Origin of the sequence: Acetivibrio saccincola, from assembly GCF_002844395.1 — a bacterium.
Classification (GTDB): domain Bacteria; phylum Bacillota; class Clostridia; order Acetivibrionales; family Acetivibrionaceae; genus Herbivorax; species Herbivorax saccincola.
The window spans coordinates 3031243-3049071 of the sequence record NZ_CP025197.1 but is presented as its reverse complement, the minus strand read 5'-3'; the positions used below and the strand labels follow the sequence as shown (position 1 = coordinate 3049071).

Annotated in this window: 14 protein-coding genes and 4 pseudogenes; 12 read left to right on the top strand and 6 right to left on the bottom strand. The window is 42.0% G+C overall.

Annotated elements, in window-relative coordinates; all coding sequences use genetic code 11:
• The 3 genes and pseudogenes from cas10 to istA all read right to left on the bottom strand — a co-directional run bounded on the left by cas10 (window position 1) and on the right by istA (window position 5166).
• Window positions 1–2325 (bottom strand): type III-A CRISPR-associated protein Cas10/Csm1, encoded by a 2325-nt coding sequence (cas10, locus tag HVS_RS13630; protein ID WP_101303210.1) that lies wholly within the window; start codon window positions 2323–2325, stop codon window positions 1–3.
• 993 nt (window positions 2326–3318) lie between these two features.
• Window positions 3319–3948, bottom strand: coding sequence for an IS21-like element helper ATPase IstB (gene istB, locus HVS_RS13625; protein WP_101303208.1), 630 nt, complete (start codon window positions 3946–3948; stop codon window positions 3319–3321).
• Window positions 3941–5166 (bottom strand): annotated as a pseudogene (istA, locus tag HVS_RS13620) (IS21 family transposase). Before istA ends, istB begins: the two are co-directional and overlap by 8 nt.
• 199 nt (window positions 5167–5365) lie before the next feature.
• On the opposite strand from istA, the gene HVS_RS13615 reads away from it, so the two are divergent.
• From HVS_RS13615 to HVS_RS13605, 3 genes are all read left to right on the top strand, one after another.
• The gene (locus HVS_RS13615; RefSeq protein WP_159063461.1) at window positions 5366–5944 is read left to right on the top strand and encodes an LPXTG cell wall anchor domain-containing protein; all 579 of its coding nucleotides are present in this window, start codon (window positions 5366–5368) and stop codon (window positions 5942–5944) included.
• A 452-nt stretch (window positions 5945–6396) separates the two neighbouring features.
• Window positions 6397–7026: a MerR family transcriptional regulator gene (locus HVS_RS13610; RefSeq protein ID WP_242971580.1), complete on the top strand. Its 630-nt coding sequence runs from the start codon at window positions 6397–6399 to the stop codon at window positions 7024–7026.
• Between the two features lie 212 nt (window positions 7027–7238).
• Window positions 7239–7445: an SMI1/KNR4 family protein gene (locus tag HVS_RS13605; protein WP_101303202.1), complete on the top strand. Its 207-nt coding sequence runs from the start codon at window positions 7239–7241 to the stop codon at window positions 7443–7445.
• A 200-nt stretch (window positions 7446–7645) separates the two neighbouring features.
• Here HVS_RS13605 and HVS_RS13600 read toward each other — a convergent pair whose 3' ends face one another.
• A complete protein-coding gene (locus tag HVS_RS13600; RefSeq protein WP_101303200.1) occupies window positions 7646–8434 on the bottom strand; it encodes a UPF0236 family transposase-like protein in 789 nt (262 codons plus the stop codon).
• Window positions 8435–8682: 248 nt separating this feature from the next.
• Between HVS_RS13600 and HVS_RS13595 the strand changes: the two genes are divergently transcribed.
• From HVS_RS13595 to HVS_RS13565, 7 genes and pseudogenes are all read left to right on the top strand, one after another.
• On the top strand, window positions 8683–10479 hold the full coding sequence (locus tag HVS_RS13595) for a GmrSD restriction endonuclease domain-containing protein (RefSeq protein WP_101303198.1): 1797 nt from the start codon (window positions 8683–8685) through the stop codon (window positions 10477–10479).
• 145 nt (window positions 10480–10624) lie between these two features.
• On the top strand, window positions 10625–10912 hold the full coding sequence (locus tag HVS_RS13590; RefSeq protein WP_101303196.1) for a VRR-NUC domain-containing protein: 288 nt from the start codon (window positions 10625–10627) through the stop codon (window positions 10910–10912).
• 105 nt (window positions 10913–11017) lie between these two features.
• Window positions 11018–11299 carry a hypothetical protein gene (locus tag HVS_RS17340; protein ID WP_242971579.1) on the top strand — a complete coding sequence of 94 codons (282 nt, stop codon included), beginning with the start codon at window positions 11018–11020 and terminating at the stop codon, window positions 11297–11299.
• A gap of 300 nt (window positions 11300–11599) precedes the next feature.
• The gene (locus HVS_RS13580; RefSeq protein WP_101303194.1) at window positions 11600–11842 is read left to right on the top strand and encodes a hypothetical protein; all 243 of its coding nucleotides are present in this window, start codon (window positions 11600–11602) and stop codon (window positions 11840–11842) included.
• A 173-nt stretch (window positions 11843–12015) separates the two neighbouring features.
• A pseudogene (locus HVS_RS13575) lies at window positions 12016–12492 on the top strand (major tail protein); the annotation flags it as partial.
• The gene (locus HVS_RS13570) at window positions 12492–12875 is read left to right on the top strand and encodes a hypothetical protein (RefSeq protein ID WP_003516030.1); all 384 of its coding nucleotides are present in this window, start codon (window positions 12492–12494) and stop codon (window positions 12873–12875) included. The pseudogene HVS_RS13575 and the gene HVS_RS13570, both read left to right, overlap by 1 nt.
• Complete coding sequence (locus HVS_RS13565) at window positions 12872–13063, top strand: hypothetical protein (RefSeq protein ID WP_003520671.1); 192 nt, start codon at window positions 12872–12874, stop codon at window positions 13061–13063. The genes HVS_RS13570 and HVS_RS13565 overlap by 4 nt, the downstream gene beginning before the upstream one ends.
• 47 nt (window positions 13064–13110) lie before the next feature.
• Here HVS_RS13565 and HVS_RS13560 read toward each other — a convergent pair whose 3' ends face one another.
• A complete protein-coding gene (locus HVS_RS13560) occupies window positions 13111–13515 on the bottom strand; it encodes a putative toxin-antitoxin system toxin component, PIN family (protein ID WP_013810281.1) in 405 nt (134 codons plus the stop codon).
• On the bottom strand, window positions 13512–13784 hold the full coding sequence (locus HVS_RS13555; RefSeq protein ID WP_004463997.1) for an AbrB/MazE/SpoVT family DNA-binding domain-containing protein: 273 nt from the start codon (window positions 13782–13784) through the stop codon (window positions 13512–13514). Before HVS_RS13555 ends, HVS_RS13560 begins: the two co-directional genes overlap by 4 nt.
• 133 nt (window positions 13785–13917) lie before the next feature.
• On the opposite strand from HVS_RS13555, the pseudogene HVS_RS13550 reads away from it, so the two are divergent.
• Window positions 13918–15563, top strand: a pseudogene (locus HVS_RS13550) (phage tail protein); the annotation flags it as partial.
• A 1-nt stretch (window position 15564) separates the two neighbouring features.
• A pseudogene (locus tag HVS_RS13545) lies at window positions 15565–17820 on the top strand (phage tail spike protein); the annotation flags it as partial.
• Window positions 17821–17829 lie beyond the last annotated feature (9 nt).

The window sequence follows — 17829 nt, the reverse complement described above, 5'->3', positions numbered from 1 at the left end:
TCACTCCCCCTTCTTCCTGTTCATTAGCAGAGCAAAATCGCAAACCACACCCAGATGATGGATAAGGCCTTCCTGCGATATATCACGTAATGATTCCATAAATTTCTTGACCTGTATATCCAATCTTTTTCTATTTTCACTCATTTTGCGTCCTATATCATAAGACAGGTGACCTGCATATCTGAGTCCTTTCGTGTCCTGACCACCGGAAGCTGTATACTGCTCAAACATCTCTGCATATTTCCTCATGCGCCTTACATCCCCAGTAGTCAATTTACCGTCACGCACCCATCCAACAACATTGTCTGCCGCCTTCATTACCTTGTGCACATATTTCCACTTCATTACATGATCGAACATACATACCTGGTCACGTCCCGTTGGATGCAGGAATGAATGCTCTTCCTTTGCACGGTCCAGAGCACGCTCCGCACTGCGGGCAGCATATGCTACCGGTAATCTGACCGGGCTGAAAGAAATGCCGCAGGAAAGCGTGGTGTTGGGATTGCCGCCTGTGAAATCGGAGAAAGACCGGCGAATCTGAATAGCCAGTGATATGATCTGGTTCCACGGTCCTATGATAAAAAGGTCATCTCCGCCTGAAAAAACTATGTAACACTCAGGAAACTTCCTTTCAACAAACCTATCCAGCCATTCAGAGAAGAAAATCTCCATCATGCGGCTCAGCGATGCGATCCTGGCAATATTTCCGAAATTTTCTCCGGTTTCTTTCCTGAAACCAACGGTAAAAAGCATTCCCAGCCTGTCTACATCAGCTTTCAGGTATCCCAGCCAGTTCACACCTTCCGATTTGTCTGATATTTCTTCAAACGTAAGAATCCTTTTTGAATTAGCAGGCACATGATTGGCCTGGCGCCACAGCGGAGCCAGTAAATAATCCGAATCATCACTTTTGAGTGCATATATCTCACCTTCAGCCCCATATGGAAGCACAGACCAATCGCCAAGCGATAACAGGCCCATATCAGACCGGATAAGAGTGATGACCTTTGTCTTGACCAAATGGCGGCCAATCTCTGTTTCCTGTTTGCAGCGCCGACCTATAGGGCCATCCTCTGTTTCAAACTCGGCAAATTCATTTCCGCATCCTTTGCAGATCCCCAGTTTCTTTTCATAAGCGTCAGTGCTGAAAGGCTGTGCTTCGGTCCAACGCCCGTCATTATGCAAAAGGCTGGCATATGGCTGTCTTTTCCTGATGGCAAGTTGCTCCTTTGTTTCTCGTATCTTATCGCCGAAAGATCCAAAGTCATTCCCGCACATGCAGGTATAGGCTATATGAAGGGCCACACCGCCCTGGAACGTGTCAAACAGTTTTTTGTCGATTTCATTCTGGAAGTCCGTCAGTTTTGTTTTGACCGATTCGGTATTAGGCAACAGAATGAAAAAGTTACCGCCCGAATTCATCAAAATGCAGGAAGCCGGCACATCACAACGGTCGATCAGCGCCCTTGCCGCCAGGTTGACGAGTGAAGCAATAACAAAGGAGCGCGCCCTGAGTTTCTTGGCCATGCCGCCCTGTTTTTCCGATATCCCGCCGAAAATATATTTCTGTATCCCTGAGAAATCTCCCTCCGCGAGTATAAAACTGTCATGGGAATCATCTTCCATCAGCCTCTCATCGAACTGCGGATCTTCACTGTGTTTTTTGCAGAGACATGCCGCGATTGCGGAAGTAAGCCGGAGATGATCATACAGTGAGATGTCGGCGATTTCTGACTGTCCATCCAGGGGAATACACCATGTATACCGCTCCAGTATCCTGAGCAGCATCTGATAAAGCATTTCAACTGTTTTAGCTTCTGCCAGTGCTTTATTCCAATATGTACAGAATTCACGCTGTAATATTGTTTCATCATCGCTTTTACGTGTATCGCCAGAATTCGGATCGAAAGGAAATATCGCATCCGGCTCCAGGGGTACATGCCTATACGCTGAAGCCCTGGGTAACCCGTTCCCTATGTCAAGCCTGGAGAAAATGCAGTTCAGATATTCATGCTCGGCATTTGATTTGATGTCTTCATTGGCATCTTTATTTGATAACCTGCCAGCTATGTCGATTATCCTGATACACTTCTTTGATACACTGTTTTGCATGTTGTATCCGGGCACAGAATAATGGAACAATATATCTTTCAGAAGGTCAGCATCCAGAAACTTGCTTAGTTTTCTGCAATTCTCATCGTTAAGCAGCTCATAGATATAGAACGATTTGTCTGCAGATATTGTCAAATCTCGTGTGAAGAATTCCCCGATACCATGCAGGAGAGAGGCAAAGCAAACAGTCCTGTAACTAATCTTATTCATCAATCATCAACCTTATAGCTCAAAATATAAATGTTTAAATAATTTACTAAACTTATTGCAATCATATATAAATATTACACAATTCTACATAAAATAGCAACATAATTTTAGTTTTCATAGTCTTGGTATTGAAACCTGTTTCAAAAAAACAAACTGAACATAACTGGTTAAAATTTACAATTATATTTGGTATTGCTAAAATTCTGTATAAAGAAACAAAGTTTAGCCTGGATAAGGGGGTTCTTTTCATGGAAACAGAAAACCATACAAAAACTATAAGGACGAAATCAATGATGACAGCACTCCGGGCAACAATGGTCCGGACAACATCTGTCAGGCTTCTCCTCTAGGCTTCCCGGCCGATCCCGACCCTGAAGGTTGCCCCGAACCCGAGCAGCCCGAAATCTATTACTACCAAAAGCTTAAAGAAATTCTGGGTAAATGGTCAAAATCATGGAGGAACTTGGCAGCTTTACATAAAAGTGGGACGTTTACAAGGATGCTTTGCCTGCGGATGAGAAATTCATAAACGATTTACATAGTTCAAAAATGGAAAAAAGAAGATAAAAGTGTTTCGGGCATAGCGATGGATTGAGGTTTTAACAGTATCAGAACCTTTAACCGCATCTTCAGGAAACAACGTTACGCCAAGAGAATATATGGCCAGGTTTGTAAAAGCTTCCGGTGAACAGATCGGTTGCGGTTTTATCATATATGGGATTTTTGCTTATTTACTCTGCAAAAAAATTGTCATCCTGTCTCTCTGAATTTCGTATACCTTATTGTAAGTCTGTCCCCCGACAAAGGGAAATCAAACAATTTTCTATTGACAATAATGAATATTTTTTTATTTTATGAAGGATTATGGTAATTTATGTAGAATATTGTGTGTGCGTAGATATTATTTTTGTCAACGCCGGAATATTTTTGACCCAATCGCCGGTTAAAAATTGACCCAAACGCCGGTGATCAATCGCCGGCTTCAGTAGCCGGTCACGCATTTTTCGAGTTACCCTTCACCGATATATCGGCCGGAGGCACGACCCTGACCCCGCCTTTTAGTCTGTCTTTTAGTCTGTAGCTCTCACCCCTTATGTTTATGATGTGCGAATGGTGCAGTAATCTGTCCAGTATAGCTGTAGCTATTACTGTATCATTCATAAGCTCGCCCCAGTCGCCAAAGTATTTGTTGCTGGTAAGTATTATACTGCCATTTTCGTACCTTGAGCATATGACCCTGAAAAGCAATTCCGCTGATGTACGCTCCAACTGCATATATCCTACTTCATCAATGATCAGTATATCTGGCCGGGTATATACTTGCCACCTGCGGCTAAGCCTGTCTTGTTGTGCTGCTTTTTTCAAGTCTGCTATGAGATGTGCCAGGCTGGTATAGTATACCGTCATACCAGACCTTAGGGCTTGCATCGCCAGACCTACTGCAAGATGAGTCTTCCCAACACCCGGAGGACCTGGAAATATCACATTCTCATCTCTTGCGACGAAAGCGAGCGTTGATAACTCTTTATGCATTGCATCTTCAATCTTTGCATCCAGGAGTTCTGAGGCTGTTGCGAGCCCAAGCTCGGAAAGGATGCTTCGGGCATGTTCCAGTTCAACCATTGGATATCACCCCCGCCAGTGCGTCATACACACTTAATGGGCGTATCTCTACTGATTCTGTTCCTTCCTTCCTGGCAAAGGGAAGTGGTACCGCTATCCCACCTTTTTCAGCAAGACCCTGATACTGTCCCTTAAACCATACGATCCTCCCTGATGCATACTCTGTTCTGTGGCGTGCTATTCTTACCTCGCCATAGTAAACTTCGAAGAATCCTCCGAATATCCTGACCCTTACTTCCCTGCCGCTGTACTGCCACGGTATACCGTATTTTGCACCATCATAGCTTACGACACCGTCTCTTGTCACTTTCCTGGTCTCCCACCTGTATTTATCACGAACTGCTTTATCCGGCAGCGGCAGCAGGGGTTCTTTACTTAAAGCTTCAAGTGGTATTTCTCCTGTAGTCCCATGAACTTTGCTGTCCACCTTCCTGCACCACATAAGTGCCTGGGAGTTTAAATCATACAGATCCTTGAACTTCCTCCCCGGAAGGAAATTGTCCTTTACATAGTTTACAAGGCGTTCTACTTTTCCCTTCGTCTGAGGCTTCCTCACCCGGCATACCTTCGGTACAAACCCCATTTCTGATGCAAAGTCCTCAAACCTGCTGTTCCATATCGGCTTTCCGGCTTCGCTGCCTGTTATTACGGTCTTCATCCTGTCAGTAAGAACTGTCTCCGGAACACCGCCATAATACTCGAATGCATTTGTCATGCACCTTAAGAGACTGTAGATATCACATCGCTTTGTAAATTCTACATACTTGCACCTTGAATTGCCCAGTATCATTACGAAAACGGGCGTTTTATGTATTTCCCCTTTCTCATCTATGTAATGGGTAATACCCCAATCCATTTGCGCCTGTTTGCCAGGCAATGTTTCGTATCTTCGTACTGCCGGAGCGCTTCTGGCAGGCCTGAACGGCTTCACATAGTCTTTGATAATAGTGATACCTCCGGTATATCCCATATCTTGCAGCCGTTCTAAAATTACAACACAGTTGAATATCCCGTTCTCCATCATTTCATTTATTTGAGGCTTGAAAGGATCAAGTTTTGTTGGTCTTGTCCTTCCCTTTAGCCCATGTTCTGTTTTTGGCTGATGCATATACTTCTTTGCTGTGTTCTTTGATATGCCAATTCCTTGCCTACGGCATATGCACTCTTTCCTTTTCGCACATTTTCGCGTATCATGTTAATTAGCCCACTCCTTATCATACGGTCATCTCCCATAAAAGTATTTGTCACACTTTATGGTAAACCGTTGGTTTGGTGTGGGTCAATTCTTGTCCGGCGCTATGGGTCAATTATATCCCGGCGGTGACATATATATGCTTGATGTTAGTAATAACATAAATTGTTTTAGGTTTACAATTATTATATAATATTTGTATAGTCTAAGAGGAAGAAGAAATAAGTGAGGAAGATTTATATGAATTGGTATCTTGTTACCGGGGTAGTTCTAGTAATATTCGGTTTGTATATTTTATTAAAAAAAAGAAAAAAGAACAAAGAATACGACGTTGTTTTTTGGGTAACTGAAAATGAAAAATTGCATGTTGATTCAAATATAGAGTATGAGCAACAGTATATACATGCAGCAGTAGCATTTATTATTAAAATAGCTTGGGTATTTTCAAGTTCAAATGCATTTGTTGCAGATCAAATATATAGAAGGCTTTATTACATGAGTGAAAGCACTATTCAAATGATATCTCTATCGGAAGTTCCAAAAAATCAAAAATTTAAAATCTCTCTTATAGGAACTTCATTTACAACAAAACTCCCACTAATAGGAGATTTGTATATTATGGAAGGTGTTTTTTGCTTTCTAGCTTTTGTTTACGATATTATAAACCCTGAAAACAAGGAAAAGTTATTATTAATACTGAAAAAGTTAGTGCCTTATGTCGAAAACGTTGATTCAAGTATACGTGGACTATTAAATCTTAATTCAATTATGCTGGGAATCTTGAACGATATATTTAGTAAATAAAACATGCATTAAATCGAGGTTTATGAGTGGAAAAGGGGAATCAAATACCTAATAATATATCTAATTAAAAGCAAATAGTTTTGGAGCCGGGGCAGTCAAGTTGAATTTTACCTTTAGGGCAAAGACCCAGTTTAGGAGCATGATTGACGTTCCACCTTTAGGATAAGCAGGACGAAGGAATTAGGCACAATTGATGCCGGAAGACATGGGAGGTTTGCTACCTGGAGTTGATGTGGAATCCCGACGGCCGAGATAGAAAAACACATGCGGTTTATTTTCTCTGCCTGAAACCACAGAGCTACCAGATTTATGCAACATCTAGGGGGAAAGCTTAAGCAAATCGAAGTGAAATTCTGCGAAAAACGAAGATAAGTGAAGAAAACGAGAGTATATTAAGGGAGGGACTTATTGAGCCAAAAAGAGGAGAGAATGGATATCGTGATTATTCACAAATGGATATTATACGATTAAAGAAGATTGTTATTCTTCGCAAGATAGGTCTATCCGTTAATGATATATTGGATATTTTTGATGGAGCAAAAACAATGGCAGAGGTACTTGGAGAGAATATTGTTAACCTTCAAAAACAAATCAACGAGTTGAATGGTGCAAAGAACCTGACTTGCAAGATGTTAGAAGATAAGGTTGAAATAGCTTCCTTTGATGCTGATTTGTATTGGAATATCATTGTTGAAGAAGAGAAGAAAGGAAACACTTTTATTGATATTGCAAAGGATATTTTTCACATAGAGAAGAAAATTGTAACAAGTTATTTTAGCTGGACATCTGTTGACGGTGAAATTTATGACTCTTTTCTAAAGATTATTTTAAATGTAGTGGTTGTTGCGGTTATTGCAGGATGTATTCTATGTATGTCAAGAGGGAATTGGAATATTAAAAATTTCTTAGGTGGTATCATTGGAATCATAACTATTTTGTTGGTGGAAGCTATTCTTAGTGTTTCTTTTTATTTTCTTGGAAAGAAATACGTATGGATTCGGGAGAATAGAAAAAAGGCTTTGGTTATAACATGTCTAATCATATGTGTTGTGCTTCTAATTATTAGTAATATTCCAGTGTAGTGTAACTATTTTACGTATAGTTTATGTATACAGTGACAAAGTCCCTGAACTGTCTGCGAATATTAATTCAAACAGTATAAAAGTGTACGTCCAGCGAAGCTGGCAAGTACTGACAGCAGTATTTTACCGAATATCTGGTGTTTTTTAGCTTTTTTATTTTACCCTTGCTACAGGCATGCACAGGTAATTTATTATGTCGGAGGTGCCGTTGTTTGAAAGCAACTTTTGAAGTATTGGAAAAGCTTTTATCTGCTTATTGTATTGAAAGCTTTGGAAATTCAGAGGAGGAAATTGCAGAAAAGGAAGCTGAATCAGGGATTAAATTTCCTAAATCGCTTAGAGATTATTATAAAAAATTTGGAAAGTGTAATTATATAACTAAAAGTTGCAACAATCAATATGAACCGTTGCTACGATAGCGTCAAGAATTTGTAGGAATAAATATCAAACTCCTACTCAATACATCAAGTTCCCGCGTTGAATACCTCTAATTACCAAATAAGCTCTGCTCGTCCTGCCTGCCATCTGCAGAACAGGTATATTGCCTATGTTTTCAAAGCTCTTCATAACTCGTCTGCGAATGCTATTTACTGTTTTCCTGGGTATTCTTGGTTCATTATCATGTGTTTTCTTTGATCCATCCAGCTCCATCACCGGCTATATAAATCCTCTCTATCTGATCCAACTCATAAGTCTGGTCTATGTATTCCAAAACTTCTGTCCACAAGGATTCAGTATCTGTGCTTGTGCTCGCAAAATAGTGAACATTCTGAAGCTCACACCGCTTTCCATTTCGCTTGGCTCCTTCATGTACGTACACTAACTTTGCTTGTCTGTTCTGACCGTCCTGATGGGCCACATGGTCTTCATCTGCTTCAACATATAAGACCGGTACCGACTTTTTCTTGCTGCATTCAGGAACATGTACCAGCGTTCCTGCCTCTCTTATGCACCTCATAACTGTCTGTCGGCTCACCTCGGCATAACTGTTCGATCTTCCGGCTTTGCTGTAGGACATACCCGATGCCTTTAATATCAGATCAGCTTTCAGTCCCTCATCTGTTCGGTCATAGGCTGGAAGCTTCAATACTTCATCCACCAGGTGTGAATATTCTCCGGTCTTTTTATGACGGTAATAATTCCTTGTGATATTCACTTGCCCCATGGCTGTCAGTATCCCGCGTGTATCTTTCCGGACAATTTGCCAATGTCGTTTCCTTTCTGCTGAGTCCTTGAACGCTTTATCTGCATCTTCTGCTATCTGTTCAAGGATTCGGACCCCCAGTTTGTTTACCCATTCATGTACTATGGCTGCCAGTTCTGAAAATCCTGACCCGTTTGACAATCCCTCCGCCACTTTTTTCTCAATTTCGGGGATGATTTTTTCGTAAATTTCACGTACAATCATAATAGCAGGTTTCTGTTGGTTATGTTTGATTGTTGACTTGATAATACCACATTGAGTAGGTAACTTGCTTTTTTATGCCTACAAAAACTTTACACTATGGGACAAATGAATGTTTGATTTTAGACCGGATTGTTATATAATGGCATCAACAGCTATGTTTAAGGGTGTTATGGCAATGCAGTCTATCGTCAGCAGATATGTCCAAGAACAATGTCAAATGGATATGTTTAATATGAGAGGTGGTTATAGTGCAGACACAAAAATATTCAGTAAATCAATACTTAATAGAAACTGTTTTAGCCTGGGTTAAGTCAGGGGAAATTGCAATTCCTGAGATACAACGGCCTTTTGTATGGGATGCTTCAAAAGTGAGGGATTTAATGGATTCATTGTATCAGGGCTACCCTATAGGCTATATAATTATATGGAAAAATCCGAATATCAGGCTTAAAGATGGTACAATATCCGAAGGAAAGAAAATTTTAATAGATGGTCAGCAAAGGGTAACAGCACTTACAGCGGCTATCCTGGGAGAATATGTTATAAATAATAAATATAAAAAAGTAAGAATAAAAATCTCTTTCCATCCGATTGAGCAAAGATTTGAAGTCTTTAATACGGCAATAGAGAAGGACAATAAGTGGATACCCGATATATCTCAAATCTTTTCACAAGATATAAATATAATTAAGTTTATAAATCAATACTGCAGGAATAATCCGGATTTTGATCCCGAGTTGATATATGAAAGGATAGAAAGTCTTAGAAAAATAATGCATAAACAAATCGGCCTTATAGAATTGTCATCAGATCTTGATATTGAAACTGTAACCGAAATTTTTATAAGAATTAATTCTAAAGGTGTGGTTCTAAGCCAAGCTGATTTTGCAATGTCAAAAATAGCCGCAAATGAATCTTATGGAGGTTCAACACTGAGAAAATGCATAGATTATTTTTGCCATCTGACAGTATCTCCTGAGTTTTATTACCATATCACTGATTATGATAAAGATTTTGCGGAAACAGAATATTTTAAGAAAATGTCATGGTTAAAAAATGAGCATGATGATATATATGATCCTTATTATACAGATCTTTTACGAGTGGCTTTTACTTATAAATTCAGTAGGGGCAAGCTTGCAGATCTTGTTAGTTTATTATCCGGACGAAATTTTGAAACAAGGACCTATGAAGAGGATATTGCAAGGGAATCCTTTGAAAAACTCAGTAAAGGAATTATAGATTTTATTAATGAGAATAATTTTAAGAAATTTATAATGATAATAAAATCAGCTGGTTTTATTACATCACACATGATACGTTCCAAAAATGCTTTAAATTTCGCATACATCTTATACCTTACTTTGCGTTCAAATGGATATAATCCGGCTGAAATAGAGTCATATGTTCGCAAATGGTTTGTATTGTCCATGTTAACGGGGAGGTATTCCGGATCACCGGAATCAATGTTCGACTATGATATTAGAAATATTGCTTCCCGTGGCTTTAATGAGTATCTTAAAAGTATTGAAAGCGCAGAACTATCAGAAGCATTTTGGAATGTTGCACTGATTCAGGAACTTGACACTTCATCATCCGCCAGTCCCATATTCAATGTATTCCTTGCAGCACAGGTTAAAAATAATGAGAAAGGGTTCCTTTCAAAGGATATTACTGTCAGTGAGCTTATATTTAACTTGGGAGACATACATCATATTTTTCCCAAAGATTATCTTAGAAAGAATGGAATGAAGAAAAGTCAGTATAACCAAATTGCAAATTATGTTTATATGCAATCTGAAATTAATATAAAAATTGGGAACAAGGCTCCGAAAGAATACTTTGCCGATTTAATTCAACAGTGCAGTGGCGGTGGACTGAAGTATGGCGGTATAAATAGTCTGGAAGAGTTAAAAGAAAACCTTGGAATGAATTGTATACCAGAATCAATTTTTACAATGACTTTTGAAAATTATGAAGAATTTCTGGAACAGCGAAGATTGCTTATGGCAAAGAAAATAAGAGATTATTATTATACTCTATAGGAGAACAAGAACTTGTATATCCAAAGCAGAACGTTATGTGAAGAGTACAACCTTACCCGGAAACGTAAGGATAATGCTTACCGGGAGGTTGTTTTTTTATAGAGAATTATGAAGTTAAATGAATACTTTTGGAGGATAAGCGGTTATGTCCGAAAAAAGTATTGTGACTAAAATCCTCCGGTACTTAAAGACAGTACCGGGGTGCTTTTGCTGGAAGGAACATGGTGGTATGTACGGGACAGCGGGGATACCGGACATTATTGCCTGTGTAAACGGACGGTTTGTAGCTTTTGAAGTAAAAACCCCATCGGGAAAGGCAACAAAACTGCAGGAAGCTACTATAAGGAAAATCCTCAATGCCGGAGGCGTGGCAGCGGTTGTCCATTCGGTAGATGAGGTGAAGGTTATTCTGGAAAAGCATGGCCTTCTATAAAGAACGAAGACATAACGAACAAGGAAACAAGCACTGCAAAGCAACGCAAAAAAGCACACTGCTTCAAAGATCAAGGTTTTTATCTTGATTTTTTGGAGGTGCGATATGCTGATTGCATGGCAGTATTTAGATAAAAAAGCGGCTGCTGTTGAAGCTTTGAAAGATTACAGCAGCATGCAGTACATTATCGAACACAGTGATGAGGATATATATGAAATTGAAACCTGTATGACAAGCCCTCATAGTGCAAAGAATACCGGAGTTCCGGGCAAACACAATCCCAAAAGCGGCGAAGAACGCCTTGCTGCTTGCCTTGACGAGATTGATGTGTTGAAAGAACGTTACAGACGGGCATTAGAATATATGGAGTGGTTCAAGCCTGCTTGAGAAGCCCTGTCGGAGGAAGAACAGTTTATACTGACAGAATTTTTTGTTAATGATGTGAGCAAGACAGAAGCTGTAGCAAACATCGGAGAGAAGCTGTTTCTTGAAAGAGCACAGGTGTACCGTAGGAAGGATAAGGCACTTAATCATCTGGCACTGCTTTTATACGGGAAGTAGTAATGAGATTTTTATGAGATGTAAGACACAGGTATCCAATATATAATGATATCGTGAAAAAATGACATTTAAAACGCATAAGCCCTTCGGGGCTTTTTTTATGCCATAAAACAGGAGTGAGGAAAGATGTATGATAATTGTTTTGGCGGTAACGGAAGGAATGGCTGCAATATCCTGACTGTACTCAAGTGCTTGCAAGATAAATGTTCCTTCTATAAAAGCCCCCAGGAGTTAGAGGAAGATAGGAAAAAGGCTTATCTTTTGCTTGCAGCTTTACCACCCGATATGCAGCGGTATATTTCGGATAAATATTATAATGGTAGGATGCCATGGGTAAATAACAAATATGCTATTCAGTGTTCAAGATGAGATTTTTATGAGATGAAATTCATTATAAATCCAAATATAATGGTATTGTGAAAAGTTATGGATAAGCCTTCATGGGATGAACCTGTGAGGGCTTTTTTATACGCGTAAAGGAGGTGGCCAGATGCCAAGAAAACCAAAAAGGCCTTGCTCCTTTCCCGGCTGTCCTGAACTGACTGGCAGAGGCGACACTTTATGCCGATGACGGGGCGGCAGAAGTGGTCAAGGAATTTCAAAGCGGCACACTGACTCTTGGTGTTGCAGATATCGGAGTAGACGCTGCTGAGGTTTTGACGGGAGCCACTCTTGATGACAATAAGGTGCTGATTTCCACCAGCGAGGATGGAGGTGCGCCTGTGGCAATCGGCTTTAGAGCCAAGAAAGCTAACGGCAAGTACAGGTATTTTTGGCTTTACAGGGTGAAATTCGGAATCACGGCTACAAATCTGCAAACGAAAGGTGACAGCATTACCTTTTCGACACCCACCATTGAAGGGACAGTCATGAGACGTAACAAACCAGATGGCCAGGGAAAGCACCCTTGGAAGGCGGAGGTCAGCGAAGACGATCCCGGTGTATCGCCTGAAACTATTACCGGCTGGTATACGGAAGTTTATGAGCCGGTATTTGCTGTGGGAGGAGGCAGCGAATAATGCAGGATAATGACAGAAGCGCAATTATCAAAATCGGCGATGAAGAATATCAGCTTATTCTAACCACTAAAGCGACAAAGGAGATTGCAAAAAGGTACGGCGGTCTTGAAAACCTCGGCACGAAACTGATGAAAACCGAGAACTTCGAGATGGCTCTTGACGAAGTGGTATGGCTGATTACACTGCTGGCTAACCAGAGCATTTTGATACACAACCTCAAAAATCAGGATAAACGTGAACTCCTGACTGAAGAGACAGTGGAACTTCTCACGTCTCCTTTGGAACTGGCAGCATATAAAGACGCTATCATGGAAGCAATGTTCAAGGGTACCAAAAGAAACGTTGAAAGTGAGGATGACTTAAAAAACACACCGGCCGAGTGAGCGATGAGGAATTGTTCACTCGGCTTCTATATTACGGTACTGTTCAGCTTAACCGTTCAGAGGATGAAGTATGGCTAATGCCTATTGGGTACCTGCTTGATTTATGGGAGTGCCATAAGCAGTTTTTAGGGCTGGCCAAACCAAAGCGGATGCTGACCATTGATGATGTGATACCTTATGGAATATAAGCAGCAAAAAGCAGGGTGGCTGTAATCCCTGCTTTAAAAAGCTGCTTTTATTCCATTTGCAGAAACTCTGCCGCTGTTACGATCTTTGGGTTTGTTACGCCGGATTCAAGGAAATCCCTATCTCCGGTTACAAGCACGTCAGCTTTTGCCGCAATAGCCGCCCTGAGTATTGGCCTGTCGGATGCGTCCCGGACAAGCGCCTCATCCGACACGTCAACTGCGGGAGTTGGAACAACTTCAAGAACGGTAAGCGCAATCGCCAAAAAGCGTTCAAGCGCCTGGATCTTATGGGGGAATTTCCGGTTGTATACCCGGCGAAGCTCATCGATGTTTTGATCGCAAACCATACCGTGGTTAGGGTGTGTTACAGCTTTAATGTACGCTTGATAAGGCGTTCCTTCGCAGCTCAAGGAAGCGGAGATCAGGATGTTGGTGTCAATTAACACTCTCATAGCCCTTCAATCTCCGCGCGGACGTCCTTCACCAGATCCATAACATCGTCATCATTGCGGATCCCGGCTTTTTCCGCTTCGCCCTCCATTTCTTTCTGCAGCATTTTCATGGCGTAGACAGCGGAGTTCATAAGGATAACCCGGTCTTCCTCGCAAATGAGGGTGACGCGGTCTCCGGTGGAAAGGCGAAGTTTGGAGCGGATATCTTTTGGCAGCGTGATCTGGCCTTTGGCCATTACCTTTGCATTATCAACTATGGGAACGTTCATGCTAAGTCCTCCTTTTTAGGATTTGAAAAGCAGGAAATTCCCTACTTTCCCTACTATTAGTATATGCCAAACCGCATTGAAATACAATAGCCTTTTATAATTTTTTAATTTTTACTCGAAAGGAGGCGGTTATGTGGCAGACAATTTTGGCTTGAAGATCGGGATTGAAGGCGAAAAGGAATTTAAAAACGCCATTCGTGAGATCAACCAAAGTTTTAAGGTACTGGGTAGCGAAATGAACCTGGTTGCATCTCAGTTCGACAGCAGGATAAGTCAGTTGAAGCTGTTACTGCAAGAAACAAGGTGCTTAACAAAGAGATCGAATTGCAGAAAGAAAAAATAGCTACTTTGGAGAAAGCGCTTGCCAATGCCGCCTCATCTTTCGGAGAAACCGACAGACGTACTCAGTCGTGGCAAATACAGCTTAATAATGCAAAAGCCGAACTGAACAAAATGGAGCGCGAGCTCGAACAGTCTGCTGAAAGTGCAGACGAGCTTGGGGACGAATTGAAGGAAAGTGGAGACAATGCCGAAAAATCCAGCTCGAAATTTGAGAAGCTGGGCAGCGTTCTTAAAGGTGTTGGCGCGGCTATGGGTGCTGCAGCGGCCGCAGCGGGCGCGGCTGCCATCAAGCTGGGAAAAGAGGTCGTGGAGCAGTTTGGTGAGCTTGAGCAGAACCTTGGCGGTTCTGAAGCTGTGTTTGGCGAATATGCTGCACGTATCCAAAAAACGGGAGAAGAAGCCTACAAGAATCTGGGCTTGTCTCAATCCGAGTATCTTGCCACCGCCAACAAAATGGGCGCATTGTTTCAGGGTGCTGGTGTCGATCAGCAAAAAAGTCTGGAGCTTACTGAGAAGGCCATGCAGCGGGCGGCAGACATGGCTTCGGTTATGGGTATTGATATGCAGACTGCCATGGAATCTATCGCCGGCGCAGCCAAGGGTAACTTCACCATGATGGATAATCTGGGTGTCGCCATGAACGCCACTACCATCGAAGCTTATGCTCTTGCAAAAGGGCTGGATTTTGCCTGGAATAGCGCAACCAATGCCGAAAAGGCCGAGATCGCCATGCAGATGTTTTTTGAAAAAACCGAACAGTATGCTGGCAACTTCGCAAGAGAGTCTACCCAGACCATCAGCGGTTCCATTGGTCTTTTACAAGCCTCTCTAAGTTCGTTTATAGCAGGACTTGGCAATGCGAACGCTGATATGACGAACCTAACACAAAATCTTGTGGATGCCTTTCAGGCTGTAGTTAAAAATATCGTACCGGTTTTGGAAAATATAGTGGCTGCTCTGCCGGAGGCAACCGGTGCGATTATCTCAGCAGTCAAAGATCTGCTTCCCGTGCTGTTGCAAACTGTAACTGAATTGTTCTCTCAGGTGCTTCAAACTCTCTTGAGCCTGCTGCCGGAGCTGATTCCAGCAGCAGTAGATGCGGTCATGACCATTGTCGGAGCGCTTATTGATAACCTGCCTTTACTCATTGATGCAGCGGTGCAGCTAATCACAGCGTTGGTAATGGGGCTTGGAGAAGCATTACCGGAGCTAATTCCAGCAGCGGTTCAAGCAGTGATCACCATTGTGCAAGGGCTGCTGGATAATATGGACAAAATCCTTGAAGCTGCTTTTACATTGATTCAGGGACTGGCGCAGGGACTTTTAAATGCATTGCCAGAACTAATTGAAGCACTGCCGAGGATAATTACAACAATCATTGACTTTGTGACGAACAATATGCCGAAAATCATAGAATTGGGAATTACGCTTATCGTATGATGGGAGTTTCTTTAGCAATCTGGGCGAAAAGATTGTTGTAGGCGGTTGGATTAATCCTACCACCTATTCGGTCGGCCAGACATATATACCCATATTCAATACCCGCCAAGGACCCGGTCAGCCAATTTTTTATGTTTCACTTTATCAAGGGAGACTTAGGCTTATGTTGTATAACTCCTCCGGCACACTAATCTACGACCAGAGTGAAACAGCTACCATTACCTTGAAAAACGGCGGCTGGTATTTTATCGCCTCCATCATTGAAGTAAGCAACAAAAAGGTACAGAACATCATATGCGATCGCAGCGACGGGGCAACCTGGGTGTCGCCTGTGCGTTCCTTTTCGGGAGAGCTGAATCGGGAATGTATAGCAGACATTATTATGGGGATGCATGCAAATACCTACTACTATGCCGGAGGCTTCGACGACTGGTTTCTGGAAACGGACTCACAGCTTACAGCTGATGATTTGCTGTTATATTTTAAGTCGTCTTTACATGCAAACGGTGGGGATGCGGCTTCGGATGTAGATGCTTTGGCAGAGCCTGGCGCAGTCTCCCTCAAAGCAACAGATGGCGAGTATCCTGCAAGTGGCGTACTTTATACAAGGGCGGTTCCATGTGCATTATCGGGCAGCGGACGTGTAGCTGTCGCAAGCGAATATACTGCAGGTGTTACTTCAGTGTCTTTAGTAGAGACCAGCACAAGCGATGATCTTGAAGAATGGTCTGCATGGCAGGCTGTGGGAACCAGCGGTGAACTTCAATCGCCAAATCGGCAATATATAAGGTTCCGTGTTACCCTTACCAGCAGCGATCCGTTGAGGACGCCAAAACTTCTGGAAATACAGCTTCATGATATACCGAAAGCTCCCTATGAGAAATTAGGCTTTGCCCGTCCTGTGGTTTTGGATAAAAACGGAGCATGGGAAGCTGTTCTTGAAAATGCCTTTGATATCATTGTCACTGGTGAAGTGAACGGTGCGGATACGCTGGAATTCAAGCTTCCGTTCCATGATCCAAAAAGAAGCACACTGGAAAATGAAAAACAAGTGCAAATCGTAAATGACATTTACCGGATCCGAACCTTAACGGACAATAAAAGCGAAGATGGGCGTGTTATTACGCAAGTATATGCTGAAGCGGTATTTTACGATCTGTCTTTCAGTGCGGAAAAAGAACCTAGGGAATTCAATGCAGATACTGCAGATGTTCCGATGCAATATGCACTTTTGGGTACAGGTTGGACAGTAGGAAATGTTACTGTCACTACGAAACGGACATGGCAGTGTACAGAAAAAAATGCCTTATTCATCCTTCGCACCGTACAGAATATTTATGGCGGCGATCTGGTGTTTGACAGCGCCAACCGCCAGGTACACCTTTTGACTTTTAGTGGTACTGATAGCGGAGCGCTTTTTTCATATAGAAAGAATTTGAAAAGTATTCAGCGGGTAGTCGATACACGCGAATTAGTGACAAGGCTCTATGCTTATGGAAAGGACGGATTGACCTTCGCTTCAATTAATGGAGGTAAGGAATACGTGGAAGATTACACTTTTTCCAGTGAAGTGAGGGTGTCGACGCTTGATTGTTCGTCGTTTACAAATCCGTATCAGATGCTGGAATATGCAAAAATGCGGCTTGCAGAATATTCGAAGCCTCGCGTTTCTTATGTACTGTCTGCAATGGATTTATCTGCGCTAACCGGTTATGAGCACGAAGCATGGAAACTGGGTGATATTGTTACAGTGGACGATAAAGAACTAGGCCTTTTGGTAAAGACACGTGTTGTGCGTAGGCAGTATAACTTGCAGGAGCCTTGGAAAACAGTGATCGAGCTTTCAACTAAACTGCGGGAACTCGGCGATTCTTCAGCACAGTGGGACAAGGCCGCAGATGCGCTGTCCTCAGCAGAGTTGATAAACCGTCAGGAAATTAAAGATATGGTACCATTCAACCATCTGCGCAATTCCAGGGCGGATGATGGTTTTGCCTACTGGGTAAATTCCGGTTTTGAAGTAGATACTGAGAATGGTGTTTCGGGAACTGCTTCCTTCAAGGCTGTTGGTGTACCTGGTATGACAAAGAGTCTGTCACAGACGGTATATCCAGCAACGCGTAAAAGTTATACATTTTCAGCGCAGATTGCTTCCGAAAACCTTGAAAAGGGCGAAAACGGCCAAGTTGGTGTTGAGATAGTCATTGAATACGAGGACGGTACAACAGAAACAAGATTTATAGACCTAATTTGAGGGTGATGA

Excerpts from the sequence above, each read along its gene's own strand:
- istB (WP_101303208.1), bottom strand. The coding sequence starts at position 3,948 with ATGGTTGAACTGGAACATGCCCGAAGCATCCTTTCCGAGCTTGGGCTC.
- HVS_RS13570 (WP_003516030.1), top strand. The coding sequence starts at position 12,492 with ATGCAGGATAATGACAGAAGCGCAATTATCAAAATCGGCGATGAAGAA.
- HVS_RS13590 (WP_101303196.1), top strand. The coding sequence starts at position 10,625 with ATGTCCGAAAAAAGTATTGTGACTAAAATCCTCCGGTACTTAAAGACA.
- HVS_RS17340 (WP_242971579.1), top strand. The coding sequence starts at position 11,018 with ATGCTGATTGCATGGCAGTATTTAGATAAAAAAGCGGCTGCTGTTGAA.
- HVS_RS13600 (WP_101303200.1), bottom strand. The coding sequence starts at position 8,434 with ATGATTGTACGTGAAATTTACGAAAAAATCATCCCCGAAATTGAGAAA.
- HVS_RS13555 (WP_004463997.1), bottom strand. The coding sequence starts at position 13,784 with ATGAACGTTCCCATAGTTGATAATGCAAAGGTAATGGCCAAAGGCCAG.
- cas10 (WP_101303210.1), bottom strand. The coding sequence starts at position 2,325 with ATGAATAAGATTAGTTACAGGACTGTTTGCTTTGCCTCTCTCCTGCAT.
- HVS_RS13580 (WP_101303194.1), top strand. The coding sequence starts at position 11,600 with ATGTATGATAATTGTTTTGGCGGTAACGGAAGGAATGGCTGCAATATC.
- HVS_RS13610 (WP_242971580.1), top strand. The coding sequence starts at position 6,397 with ATGGATATTATACGATTAAAGAAGATTGTTATTCTTCGCAAGATAGGT.
- HVS_RS13560 (WP_013810281.1), bottom strand. The coding sequence starts at position 13,515 with ATGAGAGTGTTAATTGACACCAACATCCTGATCTCCGCTTCCTTGAGC.